This is a genomic window from Borreliella japonica, assembly GCF_030438115.2.
GTDB classification, from domain to species: Bacteria; Spirochaetota; Spirochaetia; order Borreliales; family Borreliaceae; genus Borreliella; species Borreliella japonica.
Genome location: NZ_CP124062.1, coordinates 826,922 through 851,344 on the forward strand (window position 1 = coordinate 826,922; position 24,423 = coordinate 851,344).

Sequence of the window (24,423 nt, forward strand, 5' to 3'; positions counted from 1 at the left end):
GCTTATAAGTGGATATTACAGACATAAGGATTAAGAAAGTTGAAGGTAAAAATTCTGGTTCTAAATTATTAGCATATGTTGCAGTTACTTTTGACAATTGCTTAGTTCTTCACAATATTAGAGTTATTAAAGGGCAAAAGGGAGTATTTATTGCTATGCCTAACAGAAGGACTAGAGTTGGTGAGTATAAAGATATTGTGCATCCTATTAGTCAGGACTTTAGGAAAACTTTGCAAACTTCTATTTTTAAGGAATATATAAGAGAAAATCCAGCTGATCTTGAGCTTGAATTAGATTTTTAAATAATTATTGACAAAGCGTGTTGTATCTTGTATGCTTGTCAATTGTAAGTATTAAGGTATTTGGGACGTCGACAAGCGGTAAGTCAACTGGTTTTGGTCCAGTCATTCGAGGGTTCGAATCCTTCCGTCCCAGTATTTTACATTAGGAGTTTTTTGGTGGAAAATAGCAGGGTTTTAAGTTGCCAATATAGATCAAGCTTTGGGTCTTCTAATGCTCGCAGAATAAGAGCTAAATATGAAATACCAGCCGTTGTTTATGGACAGGGTAATGATGTTTTACATTTGAAAATCAAGAGTAGTGATTTTAATAAGAAATTTGCAAAGTTTACAGATAATACTGTCTTAATATTAGATGATGGCAAGCTTGAAAGATGTGTTTTTGTTAAAGATGTTGCGGAAAATGTTGCCCGCAAGCTTATTTATCATATTGATTTTTACGAGGTAGATAGGCTTGTTGAGCTTGAAAAACATGTTCCTATTAAGCTTGTTGGAGCTTCTGTTGGGGTTAAAGAAGGCGGAATTTTGACTGTTTTAAAAGAGCAAGTTAAGGTAAAGTCTTTGCCCTTAGATTTGCCAGAGTTCATAGAGCTTGATTTAACCCCTGTTAATAAAGGAGACAGTGTTCTTCTTAAAGATCTTGTGTTGCCTTCTAATGTTAAGCTTGCAGAAAATGACGAAAATTTGGAAGTTGTTATTATAAAGTGATTTTATGGGGTTGTTGATACTTGGATTAGGAAACCCTGGATTAGAATTTTCTTTAACTAGGCATAATGTTGGCTTTTCTCTTTTAGATAAAATTGTTTTCAAGAATGGTCTTTTTTTAAAGAGAAAAAAAAAATATGAATATTCAGAGTTAAGAATGATTTCTCAAAGAGTAGTTTTGGTTAAGCCGTTGACTTATATGAATCTAAGTGGATCTTTGTTTCCTTCAATATTTTCAGATTTTTGTATGTGTATGAAGAATTTATTAGTGATTCTTGACAATGTTGATCTTCCTTTGGGGAAATGTAGACTTAAAGAGCGGGGCGGTATATCTACCCATAATGGACTTAAGTCAATTTCAAGTGTTCTTGGAAGCTCTAATTATAGTAGGCTTTATATTGGAGTTGGAAGCAATGTTATGCGCGATATAAAGAGTTTTGTTCTTTCTAAATTTTGTAAAGACGAAATAGATAGGCTTGAAAAATTATATGACTTTTTAAGTGATGAGTTAATTGATATTAACGAAGCCAATTTTAAAAATAAGATGCAAAAAATCAATTCTAGTAATTTTTAATGCATTTTTTAGACGATAATATTCAAATTAAAATAGATAAATTTTATAAAAAAAATTCTTTAAATAAAAATCGGGTTATTGTTGCTTTTTCTGGAGGGGCTGATTCTACAACTTTATTATTGAATTTGAAATATTATTTGAGCAATAATATTGTTGCATTTTATTTTGCCCATTTTATTAGATCTGATAATGAGCAAAATCAAGAAATAGAGCATGTAAAGAGGTTTTGTAATTTTTATAACATTGCTTTGCAAATTAAAAAATGTGATATAAATATAAAAAGTGAGTCGGTTAGGTTGGGAGTATCTATTGAAGAACTTGCAAGGAAATGCAGGTATAATGCTTTAGAAAATGCTCTTAAAGAAAATGGTGCAAATTATATTGCACTTGCTCATAACGAGAACGATCAGATTGAGACAGTAATTATGAGATTTTTTCAAGGATCTTTTTTGGATGGTCTTGCAGGTATTCCTGGTGTCAATAAAAATATTATAAGACCTTTACTCGAGGTTACAAGACTAGAAATTGAGAATTTTTTATCTTTGAATAATGTTAGCTTTTTTGTTGATAGTACAAATGCTAAAGATTTATATCTAAGAAATAGGATTAGAAATAATTTACTACCTTCGATAAAAAATATTTTTAAAGGGTATGAAAAATGTCTTAAGAGAATATCTAAATTTTCAAAAGAATTTACAGATTATTTTGAAAAAGATGAATTTTTTCCTGTTGAAAAGGGTAAATATTATTATTCTTTTGATTTGAAAACTTTTTTAGATTTTCCTAGATATTTAGTGTTTAGATTGATTTTTAAAATTTTAAATTCAGAAGGAATTGTAGCTAAGGTCTCTTATAAAGCTCTCAATGAAGTATTTAAAGTAGAGCTTGATAGAAAGAAGAACAATGTGTTGTTAAAAACCAATGATTTTATTTTAGAAAAAAGGCATAATAAAATTAATTTGATTTTTAAAAGAGATGAACAATTTTACAAACCTTTTGATTTTATTTTGGAAGTTGGCAAATGGCATAGTTTATCTTTAGGTAAGATTTTGCTAAAATGTTTAGAGTGCAATGCAGCTTCTGTGTCAAGGTTAAAATGTTGTTCTTATGAGTTTAGATATAAATTTTTTAAGGATAAATTTAAAGCTAAAAAGTTTTTTTCTAAGTTTATAAGGTGCAATCCGATTTATTTAATGTTATTAGCATTAGATAACAGATTAATTGGAATTATTGATTTAAATACTTTAAACTTAGTATGGAGCGAAAAAAGTATTCTTAAAAAAATTAGTATATCTTTGATTGGAGGACTTTTAAAGGAATGAATGGCAATAATAATACGAATAACAATGGAAAATCTAATAATAATAAAAAGAAGAATAAAAATTGGATTTTAGGGCTTGTTGTTATTTTTTTAATTTCTGCAGTATTTATGTCATATTTTATAAGAGGAGGGGAAAGTTATAAAAATGTTCCTTATAGCACATTTCAGAGTTATTTGGACAATGGTTTAGTTGAGTCTGTAGTAATAATTGATAAAAATTTGATTCAATTTGTTGTTAAGGGTTCTAACTTTGCAAAATCTTATTTTTCTACCAGTATTCCTTATCTTGATATAAATCTGCTTTCAGAGTTGAAAAGTAAAAAAGTTGAGCTTAGCTCAGGAAAAAGTCAAGCTTCTTTGATTGGGGTTTTATTACAAACTTTGCCATGGGTTTTATTTTTTATTTTCTTTTTCTTTATATTTAGGCAAACTCAAGGTGGTGGTGGAAAAGTTTTTACATTTGGAAAAAGTAATGCTCAAAAGTATGAAGCTGGGAAGAATAAAATTACCTTTAAAGATGTGGCCGGTCAAGAAGAGGTTAAGCAAGAACTTCTCGAAGTTGTTGAATTTCTTAAAAATCCAAAAAAATTTGAAAAAATAGGTGCGAAAATCCCTAAAGGAGTGCTTTTGGTTGGTTCTCCAGGTACTGGTAAGACTTTGCTTGCCAAAGCCGTTGCTGGTGAGGCTGGGGTTAGTTTTTTTCACATGTCAGGTTCAGATTTTGTTGAAATGTTTGTTGGAGTTGGAGCAAGCCGTGTTAGAGATTTATTTGATAATGCTAGAAAAAATTCTCCATGCATCATTTTTATCGATGAGCTTGATGCTGTTGGTCGTAGTCGTGGTGCAGGGCTTGGTGGTGGTCATGATGAAAGAGAGCAAACCCTTAATCAGCTATTGGTTGAAATGGATGGATTTGGAACACATACCAATGTAATTGTTATGGCAGCCACAAATCGTCCAGATGTTCTTGACTCTGCTTTGCTTAGGCCTGGGCGATTTGACAGGCAAGTAACAGTTTCTTTGCCTGATATTAAGGAAAGAGAAGCAATATTAAATATCCATTCTTCAAAAACAAAGCTTTCAAAAGATATTAATTTACAAGTAATAGCAAGAGCTACTCCTGGAGCTAGCGGTGCTGATCTTGCAAATTTAATTAATGAAGGAGCCTTAATAGCTGCAAGGAATAATCAAGATGAAATTTTAATGAAGGATATGGAAGAAGCTAGAGATAAAATATTGATGGGAGTTGCCAAAAAATCCATGACTATTACTGATAGGCAAAAGCTCGAGACGGCTTATCATGAGGCAGGTCACGCTTTGCTTCATTATTATCTTGAACATGCTGATCCACTCCATAAGGTTACTATTATTCCAAGGGGCAGGGCACTTGGTGTTGCATTTTCGCTTCCAAGGGAAGATAGACTTTCAATAAACAAGCACCAAATTCTTGATAAAATAAAGATATGTTATGGTGGTTATGCTAGCGAGCAAATAAATTTGGGAGTTACAACAGCGGGTGTTCAAAATGATTTAATGCAAGCTACTAGTTTGGCTAAAAAAATGGTTATGGAGTGGGGGATGGGTGAAGAAGTTGGTCCAATATTTTTAGTAGATGATGAAACACCCATTTTTCTTCCAAAAGAGTTTTCAAAGTCTAAGGCTTATTCTGAGAACACTGCTGATAAAGTTGACAAAGAGGTAAAAAGAATACTTGAGAAATGTTTAAAAGAGGCATCAGATATTCTTGTAAAGCATAAAGATCAACTTGTTAAGCTAGCAAAAGAACTTGTTTTGAAGGAAACTTTGACAGACAAGGAAGTGAGAGAGCTTTTGGGGTTTGAAGTAAACAAAGATGAATATGATTTATTTGTGGATTCTACGGCAAAAGAAGTAAAGGAGGAAGATACAAAAAGCCAGGGGTAAGTGTTTATGTTTTATTTAAAGATGGGTTTGATTCTTTTTATTTCTATAAACTTAGAAGCAGCTTTAATCGAAGAAGATGAAGGTATTTCAAGTATTCTTTTCAATGAGTATAAAAATTTTTCCGATTTTCAAAAAGCAAATGATTTAATTTATGGATCTCTTGATTTTAATTTGCTAGCTTCAGATGCTCTTTATGAGCTTGCATTAAAAGAGGATATTGATTTAATAGATAGGATTTATTTATTAAAAAAAGCAATTAATATTAATAATTTTAAAGCAACCCCCCTTAAAGAAATATACACATATTATTTTGAGTTGCTTTTAAGGCAAAATGAAAATAAGAATATGTATAAAGAAGTTATTTCTTTGTATGAAAATTTAAATGAAGAGTTGCAAATAGATAAAGATTTAATTTGCATGAGACTTGAAGCTTCCGGAAGACTTGAAAGTTTTGGGGATGATTTTAAAAAAATTTTACTTAAAGCTTTCTCATTGTATGGCAATGATTTTTTATTTTTTAAGTGGTTTTTAAAAGAAGATAGGTTTTTTTTTAGCATTTTTAATACGATTAAATCTAAAGAAGATTTTTTCTTTACAGCTGAAAATATTAATTATATATTTAGAAATTCAGATTTTAATTATGACAATTCTGTTTCTTTATTTTCTTTTCTTAAGGGCAAAATTAAAGAATATAATGGAATTCATAGTATTTATTTTTTAAAGTATAAACTTTTAGATTCGGCTGAAGCTTATAGTGCTTTTAAAAAATTTCCTCCTGAAACAATAAATGAATATAAAATGTTTTATGATCTTTTAGAGGAGCCCGACATGAAGAGTGAATTTTTAGAAGATTGTAAAAGATTATCAGGAATTTATTGCATTGATAATAAAAATAATATTGCCATACTTAAAGATGGAGTTTTGGTAGGTATTTTTTCGGGAATAGTAGATTTTAGCAATAAATTTAGCTTAAATAATAGATATTTTAATAAAGTTTATTTTAAAGACAAGTTTCCAGTTTATTATGAGAATGATTTGCTTGGTTATAAAATAAATTATTCTGCTTATCCTTACGTTGATATGATTGAGGTTCAATATCCCGATAAAAGGGATGTTTATACCTTTGCTTTGCATACTTTTAAGCTTAATCTTTTTAACAATTTGGACTATGATTTTAATAATCTTGGTATTAAGGAATTGTTCTTGATGGACATTAAAGATTTTTTTCTACCTTCCGCTTTAAATTTATTTTTTGAAAACATTTCTGTTTTAGATATTAGATCAAGTTTAATAAGTAAAAAAAAATATTTTGGATTTAATTTAGTAGAAATTAAAAATTATGTGGTTGGAAGTTTGGTTTCAATTTATAGAAAAGTTAATGGCTCTAAAAAATTTAATTATATTGAGATTTATGAGAAAGATAAATTAAAAATAAAGAAAGCTTTGTTGGACGATGATTCTTTTGAAAGTTATTATTCTTTTGAGCAATAACTTTCAAAAAAGTCCTAAGCATTAATTTTTGGATTTTTAATGTGGATGTTTTTTATATGTTCTTTATTTGTATGATTGAGGTTGAATTTACTTCAGGGGGAATTTTTGGGTTTTTGCTTAGATTTTGCTAATAAAGAGGATTCTCAATTGAATAACATTGTCTCTATTAGTCATTTTGACTTTAAGATCAAAATGAATTTAATTCTTGTAGTTGGTCCTATGGGGAGTGGAAAAACAGAATATGCCGCAAAAATTTATAAGGATTCTCTTGTCGTAAGGAAAAAATCTTTCAAAGTGTTAGGCAATATTATTAAAGGAAATAGGAGCAGGGTTAATGTATTTTTTATTAGAAATTTTCTTGACAAGAGGAGGTTTCAGGATTTTCCAGAGAATGTAATACCATATAGAGGTGGTGGAAAAGATAAAATTGACGAGATTGGTTTTGCCAGTAGCTCTTTTGATATTGAAAACTTAATAGCTTCTAATCCCAGTTGTGGTACTTTTATTATCGATGAGGCATGTTTTTATGATGAACGTTTGATTTTTGTTTTAAATAAAATTTCATCAAATGAGAATGTTTTATTTATATTGCCTACATTGCTTTATAATTTCAGAAAAGAATCTTTTAATGATACTGCTAAACTTTTGGTAGAATATTCAGATAAAATTTATAAGCTTGGGGCTTATTGTGGTCATATTGATTGCATGGAAGAATCTTTTTTTTCGTATAGGTATTATTTTTACAACAACAAAGAAATTCCAGCCCCTTATTTTGATCCTCTGCTTATTGTTGGTGGTGATGAAGAGATTGAATCTACTATTTACCCAAATTACGCTACAAGATGTTCAATGCACCATTATCTTGTGGGCAAAGAATATTTTTTTTCTTTTTTAAAGCCATTTGCCTTGTTATATTCACAAGGAGATAAAAAATTTCTTGAAAATGAAATTGTAGCGTTAAGTACTGATGTTGAAAATTCTAATTTTGCAAATTCTTTAAATAGTGAGAAAATGTGTGAATTTAGAGCTGAAATTTTAAGAAATATTTTAGAGTTGCCTTTTTTAGCAGAAAGAGCGTTGATAACCCTTTTTTCAGAATATAGTATTTTGAGTAAAGATAATTTTAAGGATCTTGTTTTTAAATTTTCTCTAAATAAGGATTATATAAATAAAATTTTTTTTTCCAGAGAGGGCAAAGAATTTTTTTAATAATAGTTTGAGCTTTTTTCAAAAAATGCTTTAGTTTCAGCAATTCTCAGCAGTTCTTTTTTAATAATGTCATAGTAATTGAAATCTTTAAGGGAAATTTTATGATATTCGTTTTCCCAGTTTGTTATTCCGTCGTTTTCTAGTTTAACAAATTCATATTTTTCAAGATTTTTATGGTATTTTAGTGCTTCATCGTAGTAGTTAATAGCCATTTTATATAATTTTTCTGATTTTTCTAAATTTAGAATAATTTCATTTTTTTCTGGAGTTTTGAAAAAATATGAATTTCTTGTGTCGAATAAATTTCCTAAATATAAATTTTGCTTAACTAGGAGTAGATTTACATGCATTTTGAAAAGAAGTTTATATTTAGTCCACTGCTCTTTTGTTTCTATTCTAGTTAGTGAGTATTTTGGATTGCCAAATGGATATTTTAAGGCTTTTTGAAGAAAAAATATATTTTTTTTATAGTTTTCAGGGTTTTTTTTCATTTGAGTGTTAAAGATTACATACCATTGTTCTGCATAATAAAATTTGGACGATGCATTTATCTTTGCAACTGCTACTAAAAGAAATAAAATTAAATTTATTTGGAAAGTGGTATTTTTAAAAATACAATTAATCATATGACTAATTATATTAGAATTTTATTAGATTAAAAATTTTTTTTGCGTTTTTATCTAAATTATCTTTTGTCGAGTTGTCAATGTAAATCACATTGATTTTTTTTTCTAGTTTTTTAAATGTTTTTAAATATTGTAGAGCAATTTGTTCAAAAGTTTTGTATTTTTCAAGCTCAAAAAGGTCACTTTGTGTTCTATGTTTTTGTATTCTTTCATAAGCTGTGTTTGGATCTGTTTCAATAAAGAATACCTTTTCAGGCAATGGAAAATTTTTATTTAATTCATATCCCAATTTTCCTTGATAGGCAATTGATGAGAATAAATAGCGGTCAGTTATTATTTTTATAGATTTTGTGTTTAATATTTCTAATATTCCACCTTTTTTATATAAATGATCGTGTCGATCTGCTGCATAAAGATATGCAAATGTTGATTCTTTTAAAGGATTTTTAAAATTTATTAATTGCTCTTTTATCATTTCTCCAATTATTCCACTTGATGGTTCTTTTGTAAAATAGTATTTTGATTCATCGTTGCAAAGAGTTTTTAACTTGTTGATGATGCTTGTTTTTCCGCTTCCATCAATTCCTTCTACGCAATAAAAGTTTTTTAATATTTTAATCACAAATATTTTTTCTTCCTTTCTTTTAATGCCAACAATTAGGTTATTGATAATTATTATATAATAATAATTATCAATATATGAGTGTATGAATTTGGAGTTTTTTAGAAATAAGACATTTTTATTGTTGATTTTACCATTTTTCATTTTTGTTTTAATAATTTTTTCTATTAATCTATTTGTTCAAGTTCAAATTTATTCTGCAAAGTTTTTTGTTGTAAAATATCTTGAATCAAAATTTGGCTTTAGTATTAAATATGATAAAATTTCACCTTATTTTTTATCATCCATCAAAATAGACGGTTTGGAGCTAAGCTTAGATGGAAAAGATAAAATATTAATGGATGTTGTTAGGGTAGATTTAAACCTATTCAAATTAATTTTAGGTGATGAAAATATTATTTTAAATGTTTATGTTAAAGGGAGTAATTTGAATTTTGATATAAACGATTTTAGTTTATCCGATGATTCAAATTCCAGGAATGTTTATTCTGAGAATGAAAATGCAATTTTCAATAAAATTTTACACTATCTTTATAGACTAAATATTAATTTAGAAAATATTAATATTAATATTAAGCTTAATGAAAATAATAGTTGGTTGAATTTTAAAGTTAAAAATTTTTCCTTAAGCACCGTAGATGAAGATTTTTTATTCAGTTCTGTAGTAGATTTTAGTTTTGTTAAAAATTTAGGAATTAATTTACCGTCTGAAGGAGTTGATGATGGAATTTTAGATTCAACTTTCTATTTTGAGGGGAAATTCAAAAAAGGCTTTGAGGATGGTTATGTTAATTTTAGTTTTTTTGAATTTAAAACAAGCTATTTTTCTTTACTTGAGCAAGGATTCCAAATAAATTATTCAAAAGGAAATTTAAAAATTTTTAATTTACAAAGGGATAATTTTGATTTTAATTTAAGTTACGACAAAGATAATGGTTTTATTCGATTAGATGCTTTATTTTTCAATGTTAATCTTTTAGATTGGATTAAGTTAAACAAAGATTTTGAAGTTTATAAAGATTATTTTGATATAAGTTTAAATGGTCAGTTGGCATTTTCTTATGATTTTAAAGATAAAGATTTAAGATATGCAGGAATAATAGACTCTTCTTTGAATGTAGATACTATAGGTAAAGAAATTCAAGGCTTACAACTTGAAATCAAAGGAGATGATAATATTGTAAGTGTTAAGAATGCATTTTTAAAGCTCAAAAGAGGTGTTGTAAACTATAAAGGTTATTATTCTATAAAAGACTTGCTTCCAATAGGCCGTCTTAATTTTAAGTCTGCAAAAATTTTAAACTTTAACGACTTAAATGGGTATTTGGATTTTAAAAAAGATAAGAATATTTTTTCGGTTAAGTCTGATAATTTTAGTCTTGGAAATCTTAATTTCCAAAATTTAAGTTTAAAAACTTGGTTTTTAAAGGATAAAATTTTTGTTGACTATTTGATTTACTTAGAAAATGAAAATTCTGAAATTTCTTTAAAAGGCGATCTTAATGATGAAGAATTTTCTTTCAATTTAGGCATTAAAGAGTTTCCTTTGCTTTTTTTAAAAGAAGTTATTCCTAGTTCTTATTTAATAAATCTTTTTCCAAAGACTTTACTTTCAGGTAAATATTTAAATTTAGTTTCTGATTTTAATTTGAATAAATTCGATTACCATAAAAATAGATTAAAAAAATTCAATTTTATAGTATTTTCAAAGTTAGATAATTTTAAATTCGTTTTTGATGCTAGTGGAGAAAAAAATTTTTACAAATCAAACAATTTTGATTTGCAATACAATGAGCACAATTTGCATTCCAGTTTATTTTTTGAGCTATTTGAAAATGGATTTAATGTTAGCAGTAATTTTTCTTATTTGGATAAAAATTATCCCTTGCACTTCAATGTTAATCTTAAAAATAAGTTTATTGTTGCCGAATCTCCTCTTGGCATCAAATTAGATTTCAATTATTTTGATTCCAAGATAATTTATGCCCTTAATGTTAATGATTTTAGGGTTTACAATAAAACTTCTGATCTTTTGATAAATATAAATTTTCATGGGAACTATTTAGGCCTTAATGAAGATTTGAAATTGAAAATAGATAAGTTTAGTATAATAAAAGTTTCTAAAATATCCTCTTATAATTTTAATTTTGGTTTTAAGGGTTTATATGAATATGATAAATTGTATATTTCCGATGTTAAGTTCGTAAACAAGCTTTCAAATTTGCAAGGATATGGACAATTCAATTTAAAAGATGATTTTAGTGGAAGTTTGAATTTATTTTCTAGCTTAAATTCAGAACGATATTTTTTAGGGGTTAATTCCGATGAATATGGAAGTTATTTTTTGCTTAAATTTCAAGATTTAGATTTTTACAATTTTAGTTCTTCATCCCTTTTAGAAGGGAAGGTTAATGGTAATTTTTTGCTGAATTTTAAAAAGAATGATTTTAAAAATTATTCTTTGAGTGGATATCTTGAAGCCGATAAATTAACTTTATTGGGTATTCCCATGCAGTTTTCTATGAATTTAGGATTGTTGGACAATAAACTCAACATATATGATATAAAAGCAAAGCGCAATAAAAAAGAATTTCTTACTGGCAGTCTAAGATATGATCTAATCAGCTCTATAGGTGTATCTAATATAGTTTTTAATAGCGACTTACTTTCTTATAAGTTTAATGCAAATTTTAGAAACTTTGAAAGTAAGGATGAAGAGCGATTTGGAGTTTTGAAAATCAAAACAGAGGGTGAATTTTCCTTTAGAGATGTTAAATATAAAAATGAGTTTTTATCGAATCTTACGGTCGAATTTAGTAATGATTTTGAAAAATTTAATATGGCTTCAATTGATTATGATCTTATTGATGTTTTATACCATTATGGTAGTGGAGAATATAGTTTTATTTTAAAAGATTATTTGCCTATTAGTTTTAATTCGTCAGGCAAAATAATTAAAAATAAAATTCTTGGAAATGTCAAAGATATTAAATTTGATTCAAAAATAATTACTAAAGATTTTTTAGATTCACATTCTTTATTTAATATTGACAATCATTTGATTCTTTATGATCTTGTTTTAAATGGTGAATTTGATATTGATGGAGACTTGTATAATCCTAATATTAACGGGAGTTTAAATATTCAAAAAGGATCAATAAGTACTGAGTATTTAAGAGCTTCTAGAAAGTTTGGTGGTGATAGAACTTTAGAAATATTTGATATGCCAGTTGAAATTAAGGACAATAAAATCATTTTTAGCAATGAGTTTAATCTAGATAGATACTCTAAGATTTTTGTTTCTACTAGTTTAAATTTAAATTTTTTAAGTGATACTATTATTGATTATTACAAAATAGATATTAATGTGACTGGCAGGACAGGAGTTCCTATTAAATTTGACAAAATTGCTTTAAGTTTTACAGGTTATGCTTTAGGTGATTTTTCAATTGAAGGAAATGCTGATGAAATTATGTTTAAAGGCATTTTAAATATTTCAAATGCTTGGGTTTATTCTCTTGAAAGTTCTATTGTTGATTTATTAGTAAATCCCTTCAAGCAATCAAAAAGAGCGCAAACGGTTGATATTAATGCCCGAGATTTTGATATTTTGACTCATCTTGAGATAAATTTTGACAGCGGTGTTACTTTCCATTGGCCAGATAGTAATATTTCGTTTTTACAAGCTACTATTTCAAGAGGGGATAAGCTTGTAATAAAATCTGACACAAAAACAGATGATTTTATTCTTAAGGGGGATTTAAATATTGCAAGTGGTTTTGTTAATTATAATAATAAAAAATTTATCTTTAAAAGTGGAGCTTATATATCTTTTAATGAGAGCAGAACTAAATTTGATCCATGGATCAAAGCGGAGGCTACAAATACTATTAAAGATAGAAATGATAAACTGCTTGTTACAATAAGTATTGATAGTCCTTTGAGCTTATGGAAAATTGAGTTTATGTCTTATCCTCCTAGGACCGAACAGGAGATTAAATATTTGCTTTCAGGCTCAACAATGGGAGGATCTGAGGGGGGATTGCGATCGGCAGGGACTAATGCTGCTGAAATGGCAATTGGAATAGTAAGTGACATTGCTCTTGATTTTTTAATTCAACCCATTGAAGATTATATGCGTTCTGTATTAAACTTAGACTTGTTGAGTATAAAGACAGATATATTGAAGAATTCTATTAATAGTAATTTTTTTAAAATTGGAAATCCTACTTTTGTTGATGTTCTTGACAATACAAGTGTTAAGGTAGGGAAATATCTTGTTGAGGGTGTTTTTATTAGCGGAGGCTTTGGTTTTTTGAAAGAACAAATGACCCCTTTTTCAAAAGATTTAAATTTTGTTGTTAATTTGGGTATTGAGTTTGATTCTCCATTTTTTTTGGTTAATTATGAGTTTGATTATAATTTCATGAAGAAAGGTTTAGATGGGATAGGAAATAACATAGGTATTTCTTGGAAATTTAAATATTAAATCGTTAAGAGGTTAAGATGGGTTCAATTAGAGGTTTGGTTTTCATAAGTTTTTTAATGTTTTTTGTTGTTTTTAGTTTTGGTCAAGTTGAAAATTACAAAGGAAAAATAATGAAGAGTATTAATTTTGAAGGACTTAAGAATAAGAAAGAGGTAGATTTTATTAATATTTTAAAACCTTATATTGGCGTTGCATATTCTAATGAAATTTTTGATAAATTACAAATTGATCTTTATTCTCTTGATTATTTTTCGGGTCTTATTAATCCGGTGTTCAAAATAGATGGTGAGGATCTTTTTATCACATTTATTGTAAAAGAAAAATCTTTAGTTAATTCTGTTATTTTTTCTGATAGCAGTAGAGTTTTTTGGAATAGTGAACTTGTTGAGAAAGTAAATATTAAGGTTAATGAGCCTTTAAATCTTGTAAGTGTTAACAAAGGTCTTGAAAAACTTGAAGAAATGTATAAAGACATGGGATATTTTGAGGTTTCTGTAAATTTTGAAATCAAAGAAGAAGAAAATTTAGTTGATATTATCTTTAATATAGTAGCTGGCCCCAAATATGTTGTTAAAGGGATTGACTTTGAAGGAAATTTAAGCTTTAAAAGTAGCACTTTGAGAAAATCTTTAGCATCAAGAGTAGCATCTCTTTTTTCAGATGGTAAATATTTAAAAAGCAATGTTGATAAGGACAAGCGTCAACTAGAGTCTTTTTATAAAAATAATGGATATATTGATATTAAGATTATCAATAGTACTATTGATATTAAAGATTCTCAAAGGTTAGAAAAGGAAGTTTTTTTGAAATATTTTCTTTCAGAAGGCAATGTTTTTAAATTTGGGAAGCTTGAAATTTTTGGTAATTCAGTTTTTAGTTTGGAGGAATTAAAAAGTTTTATTACCTTTAAGGAAGGCGATATTTTTAATAATTCTAAATTTGAACAAGATTTTGACAAAATTAAGGAAAGTTATTTCAAGGAGGGGTATATTTTCACAGAAATTATTCCTTCACAAAAGATAAGAGGGGAATTTATTGATTTTTTAATTAATATTTTAGAAAAAGATAAAGCCCACATTGAGTCTATTACTGTTTCTAAAAATAAGAATACAGCTTCGCATGTAATACTTAGAGAAATTCCTCTTCAAGAGGGAGATGTTTTTAGTTTGGATAAGTTTAGGATGGGTATGGTAAACCTACAGCAGCTTGGTTATTTTTCAAATGTAACCCCCGATATTGTTCCAAGTAGTACAGAAGGGCTTATGAAGATAAATTTAAACATTGAGGAGCGAGCAACAAGTAATTTTGGATTTGGTATGAATTTTGGAGGCAATTCAAATTCTTCGTTTCCATTTTCAATATTTGGACAATGGGAGCTTTCTAATTTTTTGGGTGAAGGTTATTATTTTGCTGCAAGATTAAATTTATCTTTTTTAGAGCAAAGTCTTAGTTTGACATTTAGAGATAATTGGTTTTTTCAGAAAAGATGGACTTTAGGTGGATTTGTAGATTTTTCACATTCTGTTAATACTGCTTATCAGGATATTAATGGACCTATTTTTTCTGGTAAAAGAGAAGTTCCTGATCCATTTACAAGTTGGGAAGAATATCAAGATGTTAAAAGCTTTTCTGATTTTAATGCTATGAATTACTCTTTGCTTAAACTTAGTTTTGGGGGTTTCACAGGGTATACTTTTTCTAATTATCTTGGTAAGCAAACTTTTCTTGGTACTTTACAAACCGCTTTAAAATATGTTTTTTATGATAATGAGGTTAACAGACCTTCAAATTATTATTTAAGAGATAATTACAAAACTTTTAGATTTGAAAATTCTCTTAGTTTGAGTGTGGCTTGGGATACAAGAAATTCCACTTCTTTATCTAATAATGGATTTTTGCTTAAGCAGCAGTTTGATTTTTTCGGAGGATTTTTATTTGGTCAGAGCCATTTTATTAAATCTGCTACAACCTTTGAGAGATATTTTTCTCTTTTAGGATATGAGGATGTGTTTACTCCCTATTTTGATATTATTTTAACCTTAAGGAGTGTTTATTCAAACATATTGCCTCCTCTTGGCAATGGTTTTGAAATTGAAATTCAACCCCATCACCACATAGTTCTTAGTGAAAATTTTATGCAGGCTAGAGGTTGGGGGATTTTAAAAAATATTTATAGTTCCTTTGTAAATACTGTGCAGATATCTATTCCTTTGTTAAAAAATATTTTAGTTTGGGATGTCTTTTTTATAGATTTTGCTTCCTATTCTTTAGAGGGGCAAGAAAATTCTTTATTTAGACCTTTTAGCAGTTTTGCTTTTAGCTGGGGAACTGGAATTAGAAGTCTTTTGCCCCAGTTGCCACTTTCTTTTGTAATAGCTTATCCTTTTTATTTTGACAATGATAAGGCTAACAGTTATTACAAATATTTTTCTGGGTTTAAATTTTTCTTAGGAATTGAGATGAGATATTGATAATACTATGGAGAAATTTGTGTTTTTTTTAATTTTGCCTTTGTTTTTTTTATTGTCTTTTAATGTTTTTTCAATAGATGTTGTTAAAATAGGTATTGTTGATTTTGATAGAATTGTGATTGAAGTTTTAAATCCTCAATTAAAAGCTAATCTTGATCAAATAAAAAATCGTTATCAAGAACAAATAAATACTTTAAATTTAGAGCTTAAGAATTTGAGAGAGATGTATGATAAATCTATTGCTGATAATGATTTAGATAATGCAAGATCTTTTGGGAATCAATATAATTTGAAAGTTGATGAACTAAAGAGAGTTTCTAGTTTAGCAAAGAATAATTTAGAACAGCAAAGATTGACCAATATTAATAGTTTGAATAATAATAGTGAATCTTTAAGCAAAATACTTGGCGGTATTCAATATGTCGCAGAAATTAATGGATTTTCTTTGATTATGAAAAAAAATAATCCGTATATCCTTTACCATAACAGCACTGTTGATATAACAGACAATGTTATTAAGTATCTTTTAGAAAAAGATACTAAAAATCCTTAAGATTTTCCTTTTAAGGTGTTGCTTTTTTTCAATCTGTAATTAGATTGAAAAATTCTTTTTTTATTTTTTATTAATCTTTGATAGCAGGTTAAAATGTGAAATTTTAGAATTGATTTAAATATGATTTTGGATTATTTAAGTGCTTTTTATTTAGATAGACTATTTTAAAGCTTTTTCTCAGTTTATATTCTTTATTTTTAATTGAATTATATTTACTTTATAATATCAATTATAATTCAATATTATTTAGGAAGCATATGGAAAAAAATGTTACCCCAATGATGAAGCAATACTTAGATATCAAAAAAAAATATAAAGATGCTATTATTTTTTTCAGAGTAGGAAGTTTTTATGAAATGTTTTTTGACGATGCAATTGAGGCAAGTAAGCTTCTTAATTTAACATTGACAAAAAGAGAAAATGTTCCAATGTGTGGAGTGCCTTGCCATACTAGCAAGGAATATATAAAGAAATTAATTTTATTTGATAAAAAAGTTGCAATTTGTGAGCAGGCTACTAATTCTTCTTCTGGGGGAGGGCCTTTAGAAAGAGAGGTTGTTGAAGTAATAACCCCAGGAGTTATTCTTGATGAAGATTTTTTAAGTGACGATGTTAATAACTATTTAGTTGCTATTAGCGATTATAAAAATTATTATTCGTTTTCTTATATAGATTTATCTACTTCTAGTCTTGGAATAATGTTTTATGGGGGTAGCTTTTTAGAAAAACTTAAAAGGGATCTTGAGAAATATTCTCCTAAAGAGATAATAGTTTCTGAAAACTTTTATTATGAATACTTAGAAAAGCTTAATCTTAATCGGTTTTTAATTAACAGGGTTCCCGCTTGGCATCTTGACAAGGATATTGCGATAAAAACAATAAAAGAACATTTTAACATACTTGGATTGAGTTCTCTTGGATTTGACGAAGAAAAGCCTTATTATATTTCAACTTTTCTTATTATAAATCATATAAAAAATAATTTAAAAAATTTATTAAGTAATATTGATAAAATAGATATTAATAATGATTCTTCGTATATGTTTCTTGATGATGTAACTCAAGTGAATCTTGAGCTTGTAAAAAATAATAATGATTTTTCTTCTCAATACTCATTGTATTCTGTTTTAAATGATTGTAAAACCGCAATGGGAAAGAGACTTTTGAGGGAATTTATTTTAAATCCGATTTTAAATATTTCTGATATTAATGCTAGACTAGATCATGTTGATTTTTTTTGCAAAAATATTAGCTTAACTGTGAATTTAAGAGAAGCTTTTGTTAATATATGGGATATTGAGAGAATAATATCTAGGATTCAGATGAAAAGATATATTAAAAAAGATTTTTTATTTATTGAAAAAGCTCTTTCTGTATTTTTTTTGGTAAAAAAGTTATTTGACAAGCATAATTTTGATTATTGGAATTTTGATAAGTTTGAAGAGGGTAGTATTTCTAAAGTATATTTTTTGATAAATAGTTCAATTTCGAGTTCACCCGATGAGCTTATTAAAAGAGGTTATGATTTAAAGCTTGATAGTTTAAAAGATTTAAAGATTAATGCAAATAAATATATTGATGAATATCTTGAATCGGAGAGATCGCTTAGTAAAATCAATAATTTAAAGATTAGAAAAACCAATAATAGGGGATTATTTTTTGAGGTTACAAAGAGTAATTATGCTCAAGTGCCACCTCATTTTATGGAAAGTCAAACTTTAAGTTCTGCAAGAAGATATAAAACAGAAAAACTTATTTCTCTTGAAGTAGATATTAATAATGCTGAAGACAATGTTGTTGCTTTTGAGCAAGAAATTTTTGATGAAATAGCATCAAATGTTGTTAAGCATAATAAAGTTCTTAAGAAGGTTGCAGCATTTTTTGCATATATTGATGTGGTTGTTAACTTTGGTTATTTGGCAAAGAAAAATGAATATAAAAGGCCTGTGTTGACATCTGATAAAGAAATTTTTCTTGACAAGTCTAGACATCCTGTTGTTGAGCACTATGTGAAAAACACTGAAATTTTTACTGAAAATTTTGTAAGGATTGATAAAGAAAGGTATTTTTGTTTAATTACTGGTCCTAATATGGCAGGTAAATCAACTTATTTGCGTCAGGTGGCTTTAATCACTTTAATGGCACATATAGGTTCTTTTGTGCCTGCTGCTAATGCTATAATAGGTATTACAGATAAAATTTTTTGTAGAATTGGAGCAAGTGATAATATTGCCAAAGGAGAGTCTACTTTTTTGGTTGAAATGAATGAAACAGCCAATATTTTAAGAAATGCAACAGAAAAGAGTTTAATAATTATGGATGAAGTTGGAAGAGGTACTAGTACAAATGATGGACTTGCTATTGCTTATTCTATTATAGAATATATTTTAGAGTATATTAAAGCTAGAAGTTTGTTTGCAACACATTTTCATGAACTATCAGCTATTGATCATAAAGCCTTTATTAATCTTTCAATGAAAATTGAAAAGCAAGGCAATGATCTTGTTTTTTTAAGAGAAGTTGAGGAAAAGCCGTCTCTTAATTCTTATGGGATTTATGTTGCTCGCATAGCAGGACTTCCTTTAAGGGTAATAGATAGGGCCAATGTTATATTAGAAGGTTTATTGAGTCGAAAGAGTAGCTCTTGTTTAGAATTTCTTCCTTATGTCTCTTATGATAGCTACGATAGAGAAATTTTGAAAAATGATGCTGATGTTAATGTTAAATTAAATGAGTATTTAGAGTTAAAAAATTTTATTTCTAATATAGATATTAATAATATTACTCCTTTTCAATCAATTGAGCTACTAAATCAAATTGTTTTAAAAGTTTCTCAGTCCAGTTAGCATGAGCTATTTAAATGCTTTTAAAAGTATATTTTTGCCTTTTTGTGTTTTTTGCAGAAAAAGATATGTATTTTCTAATGCTCTATGTGATCAATGTAAGTTGCTTTTTAATTTTAAAATTAAATTTGATGAGAATTTAATTTATTTTTTTGACTATAAAGAGCATTACAAATCTTTAATTTTGTCTTACAAAAGAGATGGTCAAAAGTCAATTGGTAGATTTTTAGCAAGTGAAATTGCTAAATGTTTGAATAAGATTGATTTCGATCAAATAGTAACCGTTCCTTGTAGTTTTAAAAGAAAGTTATTTTATGGTTTTGATCACATGGAATATATTGGTATTTTATTAAACCGATTTGGTTTTAATTATATAAATATTTTTTCAAGAAAGTATGGGAAAAGTCAGAAGTTAATGAGAGGCAATCTCAGATTTAGAAATCTTGAAAATAAAATTAAATTAAGATCAAAGTATAAAAATTTTCAATTTAAAAAAATTGTTTTGCTAGATGATATTGTTACTACAGGAACATCTATGCGTATTTGTGAAGACCTTATTACACAATTTGGAGCTTATAAGGTTATAAAGCTTTCTTTGGCCAAATCTTATAATTTGGTTTAATGTTGACATTATTTTTTCTAAGTGTTAACCTTGACTTAAGGTTTAGTTATGTATTTAATAAGGTTCTTTTAAAAGAACCTTATTAATTTTAGGAATGTAGTTGATTAAGCATTTTGATAAAAGTAATGAAGTTTATAATTTGATAAAAAATCTAACAGAACGTTTAAATGTTGAAATATTAGAAATTAATATCTTTAGAAGTAAAAATAGTGGAAAAATTCAAATAGTTCTTTATAGTAAAAATTTTTCTTTAGGCATTGATTTGCTAACTGATTTGCATAAAATGATTTTATTAATTTTGGAAGCAAGTCTTAAATATAGCTTTACTTTGGAGCTTTCTACGCCAGGAATAAATAGAAAAATAAAAAGTGACAGAGAGTTCCAAATTTTTGAAGGTAAAAAAATTAAGTTAATGCTAGATAATGAATTTGAAGAGGGTTTTATATTAGAATCAAAATCGAAAAGTTTTATTTTTAAAACAGACAGCAAAGAATTAAGTGTTTTTTATAGCGATGTTAAGAAAGCCAGATTAGTTTAAGGAGGAAGTTTGGATGATAAAGGGTACGGGGCATATGATTGTAAGTATTGCAAATGATCGCGGTATGAGTGTAGATTCTATTAGAAAAACAATTAAAGAATCAGTATTGATAGCTTATAAAAAGTATTTTGGAAACAATGAGAATGCTTTTGTTAAGTTTGATGATGATACAGGGGATTTGGCGGTTTATGCTAAAAAGAAAATTGTAGAAGAGGTGAAAGATTCTTTACTTGAAATCTTAGAAAAAGATATCTCAAAGGAAAATATTGTAGAAGGTGACTACGCTTACATTGAAATTAATCCTAAGATTTTTGATAGGCTTTCTATTCAAGTTGCAAAACAAAGAACCAAAAATGATTTGCAAGGAATTGAGGATAATGAGATTTTATCTGAATTTAAAAGCAAGTTGAATAAAGTTGTTATTGGATATGTTCAACAAAATAGAAATGGTGATCTTTATGTTAATCTTGGTAATACGGATGGTATAATTCCTAAAAAATATCAGTCGCCAAGAGAAGTTTATAGCCTTAATGATAAGATTAGAGTTTTAGTTTATAATGTCAAAAAAGGTAAAAATGGTATTGAAGTTATTCTCTCTAGAACTCATCCTAAGTTTATTGAAGAGCTTTTAGCGCTTGAAATTCCTGAAATTGAAGAAGGTATTATTAAGATTCATAAAATAGTTCGTGATCCGGGGTACAGAATCAAAGTTGCTGTTTATTCTGAAAAAGAAGAGATTGATCCTGTTGGTCCTTGTATAGGGCAAAAAGGAGTCAGAATTCAATCTATAATTAAGGAACTTGAAGGAGAGAAAATTGATATTATTCCTTATAGTAAGGATATTAAGGAGTTCATAAAGGATTCTTTGACCCCTTCTAAGATAGATCATGTTTATATTCTTGATGAAGATTTGCATAAGGCTTTGGTGGTTGTTAGTGATGATCAACTTTCTCTTGCTATAGGTAAAATGGGTCAAAATGTCAGACTTGCTAATAGACTTCTTGACTGGGCTATTGATGTTAAAACTAGCAGTCAATTTGCAGAAATGAAAGCTAATTCTGAGTTTAAGCAAGAAACACTTGAAATGTTTGATAAAGTTATGCAAGATGTTGTTGAAGAGGAACAATTTGAAGAGATCAGTAAAATAAGTGATCTTAAATTGCTTGATTCTTCTGTGATTTCTAATTTATCAAAAGAGGGGCTTAACGATATTAATAATTTTTTACAAGCAAATGAGGGAGTGCTTTTCAATCTTGGAGTAAGTTATGAAAAACAAGAGGAAATTAACAAGATATTGAAAGAGGGAATGATAATAATTGCTAATGATAATGGTGAGTCTATGGTAAAGAGTGAAGAAGATGAAGAGCTTCTTTGTCCTGAATGTGGTGTTGTTATTAATGAAAATATGACTTCCTGTCCGGGTTGTAAAATAGGGCTTAGTTTTGAGTTTGAGGAGGAGTAAGTTTGTCGAAAGATATTGATGATATTAAAAATGAGGATGGTAAAAAAATTAAGATTATTAAGTTGAGAAAGAAGGTAGTAAAGATTGTAACGCATAACGATTTAAGTGTTAAAAATAGTTCAAATAATAGTTCTATTGATTTGTATAAGCATAATAACAAAGTTGAATATTCACAAAACAGAGACAGTAGACCTGGTGGATATTCACAAAACAGAGACAGTAGACCTGGTGGATATTCACAAAACAGAGACAGTAGACCTGGTGGATATTCACAAAACAGAGACAGTAGACCTGGTGGATATTCACAAAACAGAGACAGTAGACCTGGTGGATATTCACAAAACAGAGACAGTAGACCTGGTGGATATTCACAAAACAGAGACAGTAGACCTGGTGGATATTCACAAAACAGAGACAGTAGACCTGGTGGATATTCACAAAACAGAGACAGTAGACCTGGTGGATATTCACAAAACAGAGACAGTAGACCTGGTGGATATTCACAAAACAGAGACAGTAGACCTGGTGGATATTCACAAAACAGAGACAGTGGTCCTATTGGGTATTCGCAAAACAGAGATGGTTTGGCCTCTCAATATCAAGGTTCTACAAGGAAAACATATATTGCCAAAAATAATTCTCAAAATAAATATACCCCTTCTGTGTCTTTTAGAAGAGTTATAAAAACCAAAGTTTCTCCTATTGTTAGCAGCACTCCTTCAGCAGATTCTGAGAATAGCAAAGAGTTAAATCGTAAGCTTGGTGAGAAGAAAAAACAGCAACAAGAAAGTCAAAAAAGCTACAAGAGAAAAAAAGCAGAAACTGAGAGCAAAACAATTGAGCAAAAGGTTTTCGAACAACTTCAAAAAAAGAAAAGAGAAAATTTAGCTAACCCTATTCCAAAATCAATTGACATTATGGGTAGTATTACTGTTGCCGATCTTGCAAGAAAGATGAATTTAAAATCCTCTGATTTGATTGCTAAATTAATGGCTTTGGGCGTAATGGTGACTATTAATGAAAAGATAGATTCTGATACGGCAACTATTTTAGTTGAAGAATATGGTTCAAAAGTTAATGTCGTTTCTATTTATGATGAAACGGTTATAGAAGAAGAAGTAGAGGATCAAAGCAAAAGAATTGAAAAGCCACCTGTTATTACAATAATGGGTCATGTTGATCATGGTAAAACCAAGTTGCTTTCTGTGCTTCAAAACATAGATATAAATCAAACAGAGTCTGGTGGTATTACTCAGCATATTGGAGCTTATACTATTGTTTATAATGGCCGAGAAATAACATTTTTAGACACTCCTGGTCATGAAGCTTTTACTATGATGAGAAGTCGCGGAGCTCAAGTTACAGATATTGTTGTTCTTGTTGTGTCAGCAATTGATGGCGTTATGCCCCAAACTATTGAGGCTATTAATCATGCAAAAGAAGCAAATGTTCCTATTATTGTTGCTATAAATAAGATTGATTTGCCAGATTCAAATCCTGATAAGATTAAACATCAACTTTCAGAATACAACTTGGTGCCTGAGGATTGGGGGGGAGATACTATTTTTGTATTGATTTCTGCTCTTAAAAATATAGGAATTTCTGAACTTCTTGATATGATTCTTTTGCAGTCTGATGTTATGTTATTAAAGGCAAATCCATCTAAAAGAGCTATTGGAAAAGTGCTTGATGCCAAGATTGATTTGGGGCGCGGAATAGTTTGTTCTGTTATTATTGAGGATGGAACCCTTTACGTAGGAGATTCTTTTGTAGGTGGAGCGTGCTATGGTAAAGTTAAGGCATTAATTAGTGAGAAGGGTGTTTCTATGAATAGTGTTGGACCTGCTAAAGCTATTAGTGTTTTAGGATTTTCTTCAATGCCTCTGGCTGGAGATCCCTTTCAAGTCACTAAAACTGAAAAAGAAGCAAAATTGATCAGTTCTAAAAGACAGGATCTTAAAAAATATGAATCTTCTAAGAATGTAAAGAAAGTTACCATGTTAAATCTTTATGATTCAATCAAAGAAGGAGCACTTAAAGAGCTTAAAATAATTTTAAAAGCTGATGTTCAAGGTTCAGTTGAAGCTTTAAAGAATTCTCTTGAAAAATTAACAAACAATGAGGTTAGGGTAAGAGTTGTGCATTCATCAGCAGGTGTAATAACTGAAACAGATATTAGCTTTGCTTCAGCAAGCGATGCTATTGTTATTGGATTTCATGTAAGACCTACTGTAAAAGCTCAGATGCTAGCAGATCATGAAAAAGTTGAGATTAGAAAGTATAATGTTATTTATGATGCTATAAGCGATGTTAAGGCAGTTCTTGAAGGGATGCTTGAACCAGATGTTGAGCAGCAGTTTATTGGGTTTGCTGAAGTGCGGGCTGTAATTAATGTTCCTAAAGTTGGGGTAATAGCTGGTTGCTATGTTTCTCGTGGGCTAATAAAACGAGATGCGATTACTAATGTGATGAGAGATGGTTTACAGATTCATTCTGGTAAAATTTCATCTTTAAAGAGATTTAAAGATGATGTTAAGGAAGTTGCTGAGCAATATGAGTGTGGTGTTATGATTGATAACTATGCTAATATTAAAGAAGGAGATATAATCGAAGCATTTGAGGTAAAAAAGGTAAAAAAATCTTTTAAAACTTAGTGTTGCTTTATTTATATGTGT

General features: G+C 28.4%; 17 protein-coding genes and 1 tRNA gene. 16 read left to right on the forward strand and 2 right to left on the reverse strand.

What is annotated here, in order from left to right; all coding sequences use genetic code 11:
* The first annotated feature begins 8 nt into the window (after nucleotides 1-8).
* From spoVG to QIA21_RS04610, 8 genes are all read left to right on the forward strand, one after another.
* Nucleotides 9-302, forward strand: coding sequence for a DNA-binding protein SpoVG (gene spoVG / locus QIA21_RS04575; protein WP_091971594.1), 294 nt, complete (start codon nucleotides 9-11; stop codon nucleotides 300-302).
* A 61-nt stretch (nucleotides 303-363) separates the two neighbouring features.
* Nucleotides 364-435, forward strand: a tRNA-Gln gene (locus QIA21_RS04580).
* 23 nt (nucleotides 436-458) lie between these two features.
* Nucleotides 459-1,007 (forward strand): 50S ribosomal protein L25/general stress protein Ctc, encoded by a 549-nt coding sequence (locus QIA21_RS04585; protein ID WP_091971591.1) that lies wholly within the window; start codon nucleotides 459-461, stop codon nucleotides 1,005-1,007.
* Nucleotides 1,008-1,011: 4 nt separating this feature from the next.
* Nucleotides 1,012-1,578: an aminoacyl-tRNA hydrolase gene (gene pth, locus QIA21_RS04590; RefSeq protein ID WP_301393293.1), complete on the forward strand. Its 567-nt coding sequence runs from the start codon at nucleotides 1,012-1,014 to the stop codon at nucleotides 1,576-1,578.
* Nucleotides 1,578-2,900, forward strand: coding sequence for a tRNA lysidine(34) synthetase TilS (gene tilS, locus QIA21_RS04595; RefSeq protein WP_301393294.1), 1,323 nt, complete (start codon nucleotides 1,578-1,580; stop codon nucleotides 2,898-2,900). The genes pth and tilS overlap by 1 nt, the downstream gene beginning before the upstream one ends.
* Entirely contained in the window at nucleotides 2,897-4,822 is a 1,926-nt protein-coding gene (gene ftsH, locus QIA21_RS04600) for an ATP-dependent zinc metalloprotease FtsH (protein WP_301393295.1), read from the forward strand. Before tilS ends, ftsH begins: the two co-directional genes overlap by 4 nt.
* A gap of 6 nt (nucleotides 4,823-4,828) precedes the next feature.
* On the forward strand, nucleotides 4,829-6,313 hold the full coding sequence (locus QIA21_RS04605; protein WP_301393296.1) for a hypothetical protein: 1,485 nt from the start codon (nucleotides 4,829-4,831) through the stop codon (nucleotides 6,311-6,313).
* Nucleotides 6,314-6,418: 105 nt separating this feature from the next.
* Nucleotides 6,419-7,522 carry a thymidine kinase gene (locus QIA21_RS04610; RefSeq protein ID WP_301393297.1) on the forward strand — a complete coding sequence of 368 codons (1,104 nt, stop codon included), beginning with the start codon at nucleotides 6,419-6,421 and terminating at the stop codon, nucleotides 7,520-7,522.
* Here QIA21_RS04610 and QIA21_RS04615 read toward each other — a convergent pair.
* Together QIA21_RS04615 and tmk are read right to left on the reverse strand one after the other, a co-directional pair.
* Complete coding sequence (locus QIA21_RS04615) at nucleotides 7,519-8,148, reverse strand: hypothetical protein (RefSeq protein ID WP_301393298.1); 630 nt, start codon at nucleotides 8,146-8,148, stop codon at nucleotides 7,519-7,521. The genes QIA21_RS04610 and QIA21_RS04615 overlap by 4 nt on opposite strands.
* A 13-nt stretch (nucleotides 8,149-8,161) precedes the next feature.
* Nucleotides 8,162-8,770: a dTMP kinase gene (tmk, locus tag QIA21_RS04620; RefSeq protein ID WP_301393299.1), complete on the reverse strand. Its 609-nt coding sequence runs from the start codon at nucleotides 8,768-8,770 to the stop codon at nucleotides 8,162-8,164.
* Nucleotides 8,771-8,855: 85 nt separating this feature from the next.
* Here tmk and QIA21_RS04625 point away from each other — a divergent pair, with 85 nt between their 5' ends.
* From QIA21_RS04625 to infB, 8 genes are all read left to right on the forward strand, one after another.
* Nucleotides 8,856-13,259: a translocation/assembly module TamB domain-containing protein gene (locus QIA21_RS04625; protein WP_301393300.1), complete on the forward strand. Its 4,404-nt coding sequence runs from the start codon at nucleotides 8,856-8,858 to the stop codon at nucleotides 13,257-13,259.
* 17 nt (nucleotides 13,260-13,276) lie between these two features.
* Nucleotides 13,277-15,730: an outer membrane protein assembly factor BamA gene (gene bamA, locus QIA21_RS04630; RefSeq protein ID WP_301393301.1), complete on the forward strand. Its 2,454-nt coding sequence runs from the start codon at nucleotides 13,277-13,279 to the stop codon at nucleotides 15,728-15,730.
* 19 nt (nucleotides 15,731-15,749) lie between these two features.
* Nucleotides 15,750-16,283, forward strand: coding sequence for an OmpH family outer membrane protein (locus QIA21_RS04635; RefSeq protein WP_301393302.1), 534 nt, complete (start codon nucleotides 15,750-15,752; stop codon nucleotides 16,281-16,283).
* A 257-nt stretch (nucleotides 16,284-16,540) separates the two neighbouring features.
* Nucleotides 16,541-19,129, forward strand: coding sequence for a DNA mismatch repair protein MutS (gene mutS, locus QIA21_RS04640; RefSeq protein ID WP_301393303.1), 2,589 nt, complete (start codon nucleotides 16,541-16,543; stop codon nucleotides 19,127-19,129).
* A gap of 1 nt (nucleotide 19,130) precedes the next feature.
* Entirely contained in the window at nucleotides 19,131-19,748 is a 618-nt protein-coding gene (locus QIA21_RS04645; protein ID WP_301393304.1) for a ComF family protein, read from the forward strand.
* 100 nt (nucleotides 19,749-19,848) lie between these two features.
* On the forward strand, nucleotides 19,849-20,286 hold the full coding sequence (gene rimP, locus QIA21_RS04650; protein ID WP_091971555.1) for a ribosome maturation factor RimP: 438 nt from the start codon (nucleotides 19,849-19,851) through the stop codon (nucleotides 20,284-20,286).
* Nucleotides 20,287-20,299: 13 nt separating this feature from the next.
* The gene (gene nusA / locus QIA21_RS04655) at nucleotides 20,300-21,748 is read left to right on the forward strand and encodes a transcription termination factor NusA (protein WP_301393306.1); all 1,449 of its coding nucleotides are present in this window, start codon (nucleotides 20,300-20,302) and stop codon (nucleotides 21,746-21,748) included.
* Between the two features lie 2 nt (nucleotides 21,749-21,750).
* Nucleotides 21,751-24,402 carry a translation initiation factor IF-2 gene (gene infB / locus QIA21_RS04660; protein ID WP_301393307.1) on the forward strand — a complete coding sequence of 884 codons (2,652 nt, stop codon included), beginning with the start codon at nucleotides 21,751-21,753 and terminating at the stop codon, nucleotides 24,400-24,402.
* Nucleotides 24,403-24,423: the final 21 nt, after the last annotated feature.